Origin of the sequence: Streptomyces sp. SPB074, assembly GCF_000154905.1 — a bacterium.
GTDB lineage: Bacteria > Actinomycetota > Actinomycetes > Streptomycetales > Streptomycetaceae > Streptomyces.
Window position 1 is genome coordinate 2,788,836 of sequence record NZ_GG770539.1, and the last position, 11,422, is coordinate 2,800,257.

Genomic DNA, 11,422 nt, shown 5'->3' on the forward strand with positions numbered 1-11,422 from the left:
CCTCCGCGCCCGGGTACGTCGCGAGCCAGGGCACGCGCGCGCCCTCGTACCGCAACTCCCCGTACGGGTCGTCCTCCAGGAGCCAGAAGCCGTGCCGGGCGGCGAGGGCGGCGACGGCCGCGCGGCGGACGGCGGGCGTCGTGCGCCCGGTGGGGTTCTGGAAGGTCGGCACGGAGTAGAAGAACTTCGGCCGCTCGCGCGCGGCGAGCGCGGCGAGCGCGTCCGGGTCCACGCCGTCGGCGTCGCAGGGCACGGGCACGACGCGCGCCCCGGCGAAGGCGAAGACCTGGAGCGCGGCGAGGTAGCAGGGGCTCTCGACCAGCACCGTGTCCCCGGGCTCCACGAGCGCGCTCGTCACGAGGTGCAGGCCCTGCTGCGCACCGGTCGTGACGAGCAGGTCGCCGGCCTCGGTGGGCAGCCCGCGCGCGGTAATACGGGCGGCGAGCGCGGCGCGCAGCACCGGCTCGCCCTCGGTCGTCGCGTACTGGAGTGCCTTGCCGCCGCTCCCGACCTCGCCCAGCACGGCGGCGAAGGCGGCGGCGACGCCCGCCACGTCGAAGAACTCCGGCGCGGGCAGCCCGCCCGCGAAGTTGATCACCTCGGGGCGCGCGGTGACGGCCAGGATGTCGCGCACGGGCGAGGACCTGACGGCGGCGACACGGGCGGCGAGCGGAGCGGGCTCCCGGCGGGAGACGGCATCGGCGGGAGCGGACGCGAGGGTCATGGCTGGGCAGCTTAGAAGTCATCTCATTTGGTGAGTCTGCGGTAGCAGATGAGGGTGCAGGCGATGCTGGTGAAGGCGAGGAAGTGGTCGGCTTTGCGTTCGTAGCGTCGGTGGAGTCGTCGGCAGCCGGCGAGCCAGGACATGGTGCGTTCGATGGTCCAGCGGTGTCGGCCGAGTCGCTGCGAGGTCTCGACGCCTTTGCGGGCGATGCGATGCCGGATTCCGCGTCCGGACAGCCATTGCCGCAGGTGGCGGTAGTCGTATCCCTTGTCGGCGTGGAGCTTTCCGGGTCGGCGTCGACGGGGGCCCCGGCGGGAGCTGATAGGCGGTATGCCCTTCACGAGCGGGATAAGGGCTTGGCTGTCGTGGACGTTGGCACCGGAGATTGCGACGGATATGGGCAGACCGGTCCGCTCGGTGATCAGGTGGATCTTCGACCCGTACTTGCCCCGGTCGACAGGATTCGGACCTGTCAGGTCCCCCTTTTCAAGGCCCGCATGTTCACCGAGTCGATCGCGCACCGCGACCAGTCCAGCTCCCCGCGCGTACCGAGCTCGTCGAGGACCAGGCGGTGGAGCTTGGCCCACACCCTGGCCTTCGACCACTCCGAGAACCGCCGGTGGGCAGTCGCTCCGGACGGGCCGAACGACGCCGAAGGCAGCTGCTGCCAGGTACAACCCGACGTGGCCACGAAGACGATCGCGGCCAGCACTTCCCGGTCACCGTGCCGACGCCGACCACCACCCTGCGGCCGCGACGGCGCCTCAGGCACCACCCGCTGGAACAACTGCCACAATTCGTCCGGCACCAGCCGCTCAACAAGCCCCACCATGACTCATAGACTACCGAGTCACCCAAATGAGATGGCTTCTTAGGGCGTGGACGCGGCAAGGGATACGGCGTCCCGTCGAGCGCCGTATCGATATCGTGAACATGGGGCTGACCGACACCAGCCACCGCGCACTCTGGGAGGACATCATGAGGGCCAGCTACTTTCCCGGCAGCGGCACTCTCCTTGAGCGGACTTTCCTGGAAGGGGAAGCCGAAGGACAGGCCAAGGGCAAGGCCGAGGGCATGGCAGAGGGAAAGGCCGAGGGAAGGATCTCCGCTCTTCTCCGGCTTCTCCACGCCCGCGGCGTCCCCTTCGCCGAGGCGGCCGAAGCCCGTATCAGGGCGTGCACCGACATCGACGTCCTCGACACCTGGTTCGACCGCGCCCTGACCGTCCGTACGATCGCGGAAGTCCTCGCCCCGACGGACGACTGAGCCCTATCCCTTCTCCTCCGGCCCCCACCGCGTGTCCCCCGGCGGCCACTGCCACGTCGGGCGGTCCTTGGCGGGGGCCGTGCGGAAGGGGGTGCCCCCGTCGGTGACGCGGAGGGTGCCGTGGCGGTCGCCGCTGGACCAGTCGATCTCCAGGCACCACGTCACGTCGTGCGCCGCCGTGTTCGCCGTCACGTAGAAGACCTCGGGGTCGCTCGCGCTCACCTTGTACGGGAAGTCCCGCTGCCCCGAGAACGGTTTCAGCGCGGGCCGGGGCGCGTCGAGGTCCGTCGTGAAGCCCTCCGCGGGGACGTTGCCGCCGCAGCCCACGCCCATGATGTACGCGTCCCAGGCGAGCGGCGGCCCGCTGCGCAGCGTCCGCACCCGCATCGCGTTCAGGACGACCGTCTCGGCGCTCTTCCCCTGGAGCGTCACCGCGATCCGCTGTTGCCCCGCCGGTACCGCGCCGAGCGCCCGCGCCCACCCCGCCGCGTCGCCCTCGGTCGGCGGCGGCGGCATCTGCTCGTGGTCGGCGTGCACGAGGTAGCGGGGGCTGCACGGGTCCTCCCACGCGTGCGCGTCGACGCGGGCCGTGACCGGGGTGCCCGTGACCACCGCCGGTGCGGAAGGGCTCGGCGGGGCGGCGGCCGTGCGGCTCGGGGCCGGGGGCGAGGAGCGGGTGGGCGAGGACGAGGGGCTGCGCGCGGGCGCGGGCCGCGTCTCGCGCGTACGGCTCGGCGTGACCGTCCGGCGCGCCGCCGCGTGTCCCGCCTTCGGCGCGCCGTCGGCCGCCGCTCCCCCGTCCCCGTCCCCGCTGCCGCCCGCGAGCCGCCCCACCACGATCCCGCCCCCGGCGACGAGCACCACGAGGGCGGCGGCGGAGGCGAGGACGACGCGGGTACGGCGCGGGCGGCGGGGGGCCGGAGGGGCGGTTGCGGGCGCGGCGGTGGGCGCGGCGGCGGGTGCCTCGCCGGGCTGCTCGACGGCGGGCGCGGGCACCGGCAGCGGCGTGGGCGCGGATGCCGGTCGGGGCTCGTGCGGGGCGGCGGCGGGGCGGACGGCTCCGGCGGCTCCGGCGGCCGACGCGGGCCGCTCCGGAGCTTCCGGCCCCTCCGGCTCCTCCCCCGCCTCCGGCCCCCGTGGCTCCTCAGGCTGTCCGCTCGCGGCGGCCCGCGCGGGCCGCTCCGGTCCGGGCTCCGCCTTTCCGGGCGGTGCCGCCGCGCCGCGTACCGCCTCCTGCTGTTCCTTGGCCGCCGCTCTCGCCGCGTCCGCGAGCAGCCAGCGGCGGTGCAGGTCCATCAGCTCGGCGCGGTCCGCGCCGCAGAGGCGGGCGAGGCGGTCGACGGGGGTGAACTCCGCCGGTAGCGCGCTCCCGTTGCAGTACCTGTGCAGGGTCGACGTGCTCAGGTGGAGGCGCTTGGCAAGCTGACCGTAGCTCAGCCCCGACCGCTCCTTGAGCTCCTTCAACCGTGCCGCGAACGCCTCGCCCTCGGCTCCCGAAGCCACCCCGTACCGCCTTTCCTCAGTCCTCGCACCCCCGCCGCCGTCCCGTCCGGCCGTTCCAGGCACCCCCCGTCCGCGCAGGTCAGAGGGGGTGGAATCGTTCCGGCGTCCCGTCAGGGGCCGCCGTGCTGGCGGCCGGGACACGGGCGGGGCCAAGCTCAGGACATCAAAGCACGGGGCCGGTTCACGACCGGCCGCACCACCGGGCACAGCGCCGGGGACCGTGCGCCACCCACGTACTGCCCGAGAGGCTTCGCCATGCGCACCTTCACCCGCACCCGCTCCCTCCGTACCCTCGCCGCCGGCCTCGTCGCGGCCGGCGCCCTCTCGCTCACCGCCTGCTCGGGCGAGGCGAGCGGCGGCGTCGGCGCGGCCAAGGACGCGGGCCCCGCCACGACCGTCTCCCAGGTGAGCCGGCACGCGAAGACGGACACGAACGGGACGGACACCAACGGGACGGACGCCGGGGCGGCGAGCACCGGCGGCACGGCCCACGACACGAAGGGCACGGAGGGCACGGAGGGCACGGAGGGCACGGAGGGCACGGAGGGCACGGGCAGCACGAACGGCACCGACAGCACCGACAGCACGACCCGTACGGACCGTACGGGCGGCGCGTCCCACGCCTCCGCCGAAACCGCCTCCTCCGCCTCCGCCCCGGCCGGCGCGGCGAAGGGGCCCACCAGGACGGCGTGCACCACCGTCAACAGCAAGGTCCAGGTCTCGGCCGTCTCGCGCCCCCTCAACCACCTTCTCCTCACCCTCACCAACACCTCGGGCGCCCCCTGCAACGCGTACTACGCCCCGTACGTCGGTTTCGACGGGGACCAAGCGGCCACGCAGCGGATCGAGGACTCGAAGCCGCAGGCGGTCGTGACGCTCAACCCCGGCGAGCACGCCTACGCCTCGGTCGCGCTCGGCGGCGACGGCGAGCACTCCCGCAGCTCGCGGAAGGTCACCGTCTCGATGCCGGGCAGGAACGACGCGGGCACGGTCGGCGGCAGTGTCACGCTCAAGGCGCCGGGCGGCAAGGTGTACCTGGACGACAACGCCGCGGTGACCTACTGGCAGAGCGAGCTGGGTGACGCGCTGACCTGGTGACCACCTGGCGCGGGGGCGGCCCGTACCCCACCCGAGGGGGTACGGGCCGCCGTTCGTGCGGGCTCCGGGCCGGGGCTCAGCGCCAGCGGCTGACCTGGACGTTCTCCAGGACGCCGAGGGCGTCGGGGACGAGGACCGCCGCCGAGTAGTAGGCGGTGACGAGGTAGGAGATGATCGCCTGCTCGTCGATGCCCATGAAGCGGCAGGACAGGCTCGCCTCCAGCTCGTCGGGGATGCCCGGCTGGTGCAGGCCGATGACGCCCTGCTCCTCCTCGCCCGTACGCATACAGATGATGGAGGTCGTGCGGTCCTCGCGCACCGGGATCTTGTTGCACGGGTAGATCGGGACGCCGCGCCAGGTCGGGACGCGGTGGCCGCCGATGTCGACCGACTCGGGGACGAGGCCGCGGCTGTTGCACTCGCGGCCGAAGGCGGCGATGGCGCGCGGGTGGGCGAGGAAGAGCTTCGATCCCCGGCGGCGGGAGAGGAGTTCGTCCATGTCGTCGGGGCTGGGCACCTCGTCGTGCGGCTGGAGGCGCTGGTCGTAGGCGGCGTTGGCGAGGAGCCCGAAGTCGCGGTTGTTGACGAGTTCGTGCTCCTGGCGCTCGCGCAGGGCCTCCACGGTGAGCCGGAGCTGGTGCTCGGTCTGGTTCATCGGCTGGTTGTAGAGGTCCGCGACGCGCGTGTGGACCTTCAGCACCGTCTGCGCGACGGACAGTTCGTACTCGCGCGGGCTCGCCTCGTAGTCCACGAAGGTGTGCGGGATGACGGGCTCGCCGCTGTGCCCGGCGGCGAGGTCGATCGCGGCCTCGCCGTACTTGTCGGTGCGCTGCTCGGGGACGAGTGCCGCGCGGCGCAGGTGCTCGGCGAGGGCGGGGGCGCGCTCGGCGAGGTTGAGGACGTCGGAGCGGCTGAGGACGAGGACCGTGCACTCGGTCTCGGCGCGGGCGGTGCTCTCCCAGACGGCGTCGTCCGACAGGAGTGCCTGTTCGCCGAAGTAGGAGCCGTCGCCGATCAGGCCGAGGCTCGTCTCGTCGCCGTGGGAGCCGGTGCCGAGGCGGGCGACGCGGCCGTGGGCGAGGAGGTGGACGGCGTCGGCGGGCTCCCCGGCGGTCGTGATGACCGTGCCGGCGGGGTGGACGCGCTGCACGCAGCGGGCCGCCAGCTCGCGGAGCGCCTCGGCGTCCTCGAAGTCGCGCAGCGGCGGCAGCTCGCGCAGCTCGTCCGGGATGACGCTGACCTGCGAACCGGTCTGGACGAAGGTGACGCGGCCGTCGCCCACGGAGTAGGACAGGCGGCGGTTGACCCGGTAGGTGCCGCCCTGCACAGAGACCCACGGCAGCGCCTTGAGCAGCCAGCGGGAGGTGATCTCCTGCATCTGCGGCGCGGACTTCGTGGTGGTGGCGAGATTGCGCGCCGCCGCCGCCCCAAGAGCCTGCTGGGGCGTTTCCTGTGCCTCGTTTTCAGCGCGGACGGACAAATGAATACCTCCGCGCCGGTGAAATGCCGAGCCATTTTTACAGCCGATCGCATTTCCCCGCACCCCTCTGCGGCGTGAATCGCCGTACGTCCGTACGAGTGAACGACGCGAGCGGGTTTCCGGCGCCGGTATCCCGGCCACATCCCTCCCGAGCTGCATGAATGCCTGGACCGGTCAAGCCGTTTCGCCGGTGATCACCCATGCGGGTCACCCGTACGAAAAACAGCGCCCGCCCGTGCGAAATGTGTTCCGGTCGACGTTTCCCCGACTCCCGTCCGGGCCGTACCTGCTACCGCTTTCCGGAAAAGCCTAATGTATTGCGGGGGCTTGCGGAAGTGGCCGATACTCCGGGGGTCCGTATTCCCGACGCGTATTGGCGTTGATCCATGGCCCAGCCCTTCACGCTCCCCGATTTCTACGTCCCGTACCCGGCCCGGCTGAATTCGCACCTCGAAGCGGCCCGCGTCCACGCGCGCGCGTGGGCCCGGTCGTCGCGGTCGCCAATTGGCGACTGGTCGGAGGGCGTCCACGCGCGCGCGTGGGCCCGGTCGATGGGGATGCTGGAGGGCTCGGGGGTGTGGGAGCAGTGCGATCTGGACGCGCACGACTACGCGCTGCTGTGCGCCTACACGCACCCGGACTGCGACGAGGAGGCGCTGGACCTCGTCACGGACTGGTACGTGTGGGTCTTCTTCTTCGACGACCACTTCCTGGAGCTGTTCAAGCGCGGTCAGGACCGCGCGGGCGGCAAGGCGTACCTGGACCGGCTGCCCGCCTTCATGCCGGCGGACCTCGCGGACGGCTTCCCCACGCCGGAGAACCCGGTCGAGGCGGGACTCGCGGACCTGTGGCGGCGCACGGTCCCCGCGATGTCGCCGGACTGGCGCGAGCGCTTCGCCGTCTCGACCCGCAACCTCCTCAACGAGTCGCTGTGGGAGCTGTCGAACATCAACGCGGGCCGGATCTCCAACCCGGTCGAGTACATCGAGATGCGCCGCAAAGTCGGCGGCGCGCCGTGGTCGGCGGGGCTCGTGGAGTACGCGGCCGGGGCCGAACTGCCCGCGCGCGTCGCCAGGACCCGGCCCCTCCGCGTCCTGACGGACGCCTTCTCGGACGCCGTCCACCTGCGCAACGACCTCTTCTCCTACCAGCGCGAGGTGGAGGACGAGGGGGAGCTGAGCAACGGCGTCCTGGTGCTGGAGCACTTCCTCGGCTGCACGACGCCGGAGGCCGCCGAGGCCGTGAACGACCTGCTCACCTCGCGGCTCCAGCAGTTCGAGAACACCGCGCTGACCGAACTGCCGGCGCTGAGCGCCGAGTACGGCCTGGACCCGGCGGAGAACGCCGCCCTGGCGCGGTACGTCAAGGGGCTCCAGGACTGGCAGTCGGGCGGCCACGAGTGGCACCTGCGTTCCAGCCGCTACATGAACGAGGGCGCGGTCTCCGGCGTCGCCGCCGGCCTCACGGGCGTGCTCGGTACGAGCGCGGCGCACCTCGTGGCCGCGCTCGGCAAACCCGCGCGGGCCCGGCTGCGCGCGCACACGCGCCGCCCGCACACCCACGAAGGCCCCTCCCTGCTCCCGGACTTCACGCTGGGCTATCCGCTCGGCCTGAGCCCGCACCACGCGCGGGCGCGCACCGCCTCGGTGGACTGGGCGGAGCGGATGGGGCTGCTCCACGACATCTGGGACCGCGAGAAGCTGGAGGGCTACGACTTCGCGCTCTGCTCGGCGGGGCTGGACCCGGACGCGAGCGCGGAGGAGCTGGAGCTGAGCGCGGAGTGGCTGACGTGGGGGACGTACGGGGACGACTACTACCCGCTCGTCTTCGGCCGACCCCGCGACCTGCCCGCGGCCCGCGCGCTGCACGAACGGCTGCTGGCCTGTATGCCCTTGGCCGACCCGGCACTCGCGGCGGGCTTCGCCGGGGCGCCGATCGAGCACGCCTCGCCGACCTGTGGACCCGTACCGCGCTGCCGATGGACCCGGTCACGCGGTCCGCGTTCCGCGACGGAGTGGAGCACATGCTGGAGAGCTGGCTGTGGGAGCTGGGCAACCAGGCGCAGCACCGCGTGCCCGACCCGGTGGACTACCTGGAGATGCGCCGCCACACCTTCGGCTCCGAACTCACCATGAGCCTCAGCCGGATGCGGCACGCGGCGGCGCTCCCGCCGGGGGTCCTCGACAGCGGCACGGTGCGGGCGCTGGAGAACGCGGTGGCGGACTACGGCTGCCTGATCAACGACGTGTTCTCGTACCAGAAGGAGGTGCAGTACGAGGGCGAGCTGCACAACCTGGTCCTGGTCGTGGAGAACTTCTTCGCCTGCGACTACCCGACGGCGTTCCGCACGGTGGAGCACCTGATGGCGGCACGTCTCGACCAGTTCGAGCACGCGGTGGCGCACGAACTTCCGGTGCTGTACGAGGATTTCGGCCTCACGCGGACGCAGATCGCCGAGATGGACGCCTACCTCGGCGAACTCCGCGACTGGCTCGCGGGCATCCTCAACTGGCACCGGGGCGTGCGCCGTTACGACGCCGCCTTCCTGCCGGACTGCCCCCCCCTACGGGGCGGTGCCGCACACGGCGGTACGGGGCGCGGAGGAACCGGCGCCCGCCTGGCGGTACCCCTCGGGGATCGGGACGAGCGCGGCGCGGGTGGGGCAGGGCGCGAGGCGCTGAGCGAGGGGCGGGGACCGGCGGGCGGACCGGGAACGGGAGCGGGAGCGGGAGCGGGACGCGGTTCGCCCGCCGCCACCTCGAAGGCAGGCACGACCGCCACCTCCACCGCGCCCGCCTCCTCCGGGGGCCTCACCGGGTGGACGACCGATCTCGTGGAGCGCTTCGGCGGGCCCGGTGCCGGGGCCGCCATCGCGCTGGAGAACCTGTTCCCGCCGCTGCCGAGCGAAGTGGTGCTGCCCCTCACCGGGTTCGCGGCCGGGCGCGGCGTGCTCAGCCTCGCCTCCGCGCTGCTGTGGACCACGCTCGGCTCCGTCGTCGGCGCCCTCGCGCTCTACGCGATAGGCGCCCGGCTCGGCCGGGACCGCCTCCACGCGCTCTGGGCGCGCCTCCCCCTGGTCCGCGTCCGCGACCTGGAGCGCACGGAGGCGTGGTTCACGCGGCACGGGACGAAGGCGGTCCTCTTCGGCCGCATGATCCCGGTCTTCCGCAGTCTCGTCTCCGTCCCCGCCGGACCGACCCGGATGCCGCTGCCCGCCTTCACGGCGCTCACCGCTCTCGGCAGTCTCGCGTGGAACTTCGTTCTGGTGTACGCGGGTTATCTCCTCGGGGACCGCTGGGAGCTGGTGGAGCGGTACGCGGGCCTGGCGAGCGAGCTCGTCCTCGCGGCGGCCGCCGCCGCCCTCGTGACCTGGCTCGTCCGCCGCGTACGGAACGGGAAGCGCCCCGAGGAGGCGCACCGCGACCACCGTCCCTGAGCCACCGCCGCGCCCCGCCGCCCCCCGCGGCCCGCCCTTTCGGCCCCCCACACTGCCCCCGCGTCCGGCCCGCGGCGCCCCCGCGACCGCTACTGTCGGACCGGCCCGTCAAGGCAGTCCGTGCCCGGCAGGACCGGTATGTGACACGGCGACAGAGAATTGATGCCCCCGTATGAGCAACCCCGTTCACGGCATCCCCGCCCGCGGCGGCCCCGTACGGCAGCCGCTCCTCGCGCGGCGCGGCGGCGCGCTGCCGCCGCACGCCTCGCACCCCTTGCACGCGCTCCAGGCCCGCGCGGGCAACGCGGCGACGTACGCGGCCGTGCAGCGCGCGCGGGGCGCGGGCATGACGGACGTGCCGGAGATCGCCGCCCCCGCGCGGCACACGGACCCGGAGATCGCCGTACGGCACACGGACCCGGAGATCGCCGTACGGCACACGGACCCGGAGATCGCCGTGAAGAAGGAGCGCAAGACGCTGCGCGAGCGCATCGCGGCGGCGCTCGCCCGGGCGAAGAAGTCGTTCGACATCTCCGACGCCTTCGTCAGCCGGGGCCAGATCCCCGGCAACGCGGGCGTGAACAACCTCGGCGCCACCGGCGGCGAGACCGGCATCAGCCACGCGGCGGCGGCCTCCGGCTTCGCCGTGGGCGTCGAGAACTTCCTCGCGGACGGCGTCAACGCCTCGCTCGACGTGATCGACGCGCACAAGGCCCGCAAGGACCGCGCGGCGAACCCGAGCGGGCCGGCCTCGCACCAGCCGCGCAAGAAGACGGCCGTCAAGCCGACCGACGCGGTCAGCAACGCGGCGACCACCGGCGGCGACGCGCTCAGCGCCGTCAAGGACATGATGAAGAACCAGGCGCTGGAGCAGGCCCTCACGGTCGGCGAGGCGAGCGGCGCCGTCTCGGGCGTCCTCGGCGCCGCGAAGGCCGGCCGCCACACCCGCAGGCTGGCGCTCACCCAGCGCAAGTACAGCGCGCTGAAGGGCCTCGACAAGCCCGTGCGCACCCCGGACGAGGCCCTGGCGCGGCTCAGCGCGGCCAACAGCGCCGGACACCTCGCGCTCGGGCGGGCCTACGTCGCGCTCGACGGGCTGTGGGGGGGGACGGCGGCGAGGGCCTGGCGAGCGAACTGAGCGGCGCCGTGGACTCCGCGCTCGACGCCGTGACACAGGTGCGCGAGGCGGCGACCGAGCTGCGGCACGCGGAGGACTCGAACGCGCTCGCGGACGCGCGGGACTACGCGCTCGGCAAGCAGCGCCACAAGATGGGCAAGCTCGCGGTCAGCGCGGCGGGCGAGAGCCTGAAGGCGGCGGGCGGCGCGGCGACGATCGCCACGGCCGTGACGGCCGGGCTCGCCACCACGCCGGTCGGCTGGGGCCTCGCGGCCGGGGCGGCCGGGCTCCTCCTCGGCGGCGCGCTCTACAAGGCGGGCCGCGCGGGCAAGAAGCGGTACGACGACGCGATCGACCCGCAGCGGTACGCGCCCGAGGACGCCCCGCGCCGCGAGCCGGCGAGCAAGGAGGAGGCGCTCAAGGAGTCGCTCAAGTTCTGGCGCGGTGTCGAGCACGGACAGCGGCAGGCGGTGGCGCGGGAGATCTACCGGCGGGCGGCGGGCGACTCGGTGCCGGGCAGCAAGGGCACCGCGCCCGATATGCGCGCCTCGGCGCGGGCGCTCCTCGTCGCCCTCAAGGCGGGCCCCGCCCAGCACGGGCTGAGCGAGGAGGAGTGGGCCGCCTCGCTCGACGACCCGGCGCGCACCGCGTCCTGGCACACGGAGATCGCGGCCCAGCTCTCCTCGGGCTGAGCGACGGAGAACGGGGGCGGGGCGGAGGCGGCGGGCGGGCGCCGGGGCCCGGGCGCGGGAGCGGCCGAGCGCCGGGGCCGAGGAACGCCGGGCTTCCCCCCCTCCC

At 73.6% G+C, this 11,422-nt stretch carries 9 protein-coding genes and 2 pseudogenes; 7 read left to right on the forward strand and 4 right to left on the reverse strand.

Going from position 1 to position 11,422, the window contains the following annotated elements; all coding sequences use genetic code 11:
- Both SSBG_RS11455 and SSBG_RS11460 read right to left on the reverse strand, forming a co-directional pair.
- On the reverse strand, positions 1–724 hold a 724-nt coding region (locus SSBG_RS11455), incomplete at its 3' end, for an aminotransferase class I/II-fold pyridoxal phosphate-dependent enzyme (protein WP_008746305.1).
- 23 nt (positions 725–747) lie between these two features.
- A protein-coding gene (locus tag SSBG_RS11460; RefSeq protein ID WP_106429290.1) for an IS5 family transposase occupies positions 748–1,556 on the reverse strand; the annotation gives its coding sequence in 2 pieces (ribosomal slippage) (positions 748–1,208 and positions 1,208–1,556; 810 coding nt in all).
- 101 nt (positions 1,557–1,657) lie between these two features.
- Between SSBG_RS11460 and SSBG_RS11470 the strand changes: the two genes are divergently transcribed.
- The gene (locus tag SSBG_RS11470; RefSeq protein WP_234010481.1) at positions 1,658–1,990 is read left to right on the forward strand and encodes a hypothetical protein; all 333 of its coding nucleotides are present in this window, start codon (positions 1,658–1,660) and stop codon (positions 1,988–1,990) included.
- 3 nt (positions 1,991–1,993) lie between these two features.
- Here SSBG_RS11470 and SSBG_RS11475 read toward each other — a convergent pair whose 3' ends face one another.
- Positions 1,994–3,493, reverse strand: a complete 1,500-nt coding sequence (locus tag SSBG_RS11475; protein ID WP_008746307.1) for a helix-turn-helix domain-containing protein — start codon at positions 3,491–3,493, stop codon at positions 1,994–1,996.
- Between the two features lie 255 nt (positions 3,494–3,748).
- Here SSBG_RS11475 and SSBG_RS11480 point away from each other — a divergent pair, with 255 nt between their 5' ends.
- Positions 3,749–4,591, forward strand: coding sequence for a DUF4232 domain-containing protein (locus tag SSBG_RS11480; RefSeq protein ID WP_037869501.1), 843 nt, complete (start codon positions 3,749–3,751; stop codon positions 4,589–4,591).
- A gap of 76 nt (positions 4,592–4,667) precedes the next feature.
- Here SSBG_RS11480 and SSBG_RS11485 read toward each other — a convergent pair whose 3' ends face one another.
- Positions 4,668–6,071 (reverse strand): family 2B encapsulin nanocompartment shell protein, encoded by a 1,404-nt coding sequence (locus SSBG_RS11485; protein ID WP_008746309.1) that lies wholly within the window; start codon positions 6,069–6,071, stop codon positions 4,668–4,670.
- 557 nt (positions 6,072–6,628) lie between these two features.
- On the opposite strand from SSBG_RS11485, the pseudogene cyc2 reads away from it, so the two are divergent.
- From cyc2 to SSBG_RS34530, 5 genes and pseudogenes are all read left to right on the forward strand, one after another.
- Positions 6,629–7,282, forward strand: a pseudogene (gene cyc2, locus SSBG_RS36110) (germacradienol/geosmin synthase Cyc2); the annotation flags it as partial.
- 767 nt (positions 7,283–8,049) lie between these two features.
- Positions 8,050–8,391, forward strand: a pseudogene (locus tag SSBG_RS36115) (terpene synthase family protein); the annotation flags it as partial.
- A gap of 357 nt (positions 8,392–8,748) precedes the next feature.
- Complete coding sequence (locus SSBG_RS32145; protein ID WP_008746311.1) at positions 8,749–9,507, forward strand: DedA family protein; 759 nt, start codon at positions 8,749–8,751, stop codon at positions 9,505–9,507.
- 172 nt (positions 9,508–9,679) lie between these two features.
- Positions 9,680–10,645, forward strand: a complete 966-nt coding sequence (locus SSBG_RS34525) for a hypothetical protein (RefSeq protein ID WP_234010483.1) — start codon at positions 9,680–9,682, stop codon at positions 10,643–10,645.
- A gap of 8 nt (positions 10,646–10,653) precedes the next feature.
- Positions 10,654–11,316: a hypothetical protein gene (locus SSBG_RS34530; protein ID WP_234010484.1), complete on the forward strand. Its 663-nt coding sequence runs from the start codon at positions 10,654–10,656 to the stop codon at positions 11,314–11,316.
- The last annotated feature ends 106 nt before the right edge of the window (positions 11,317–11,422 follow it).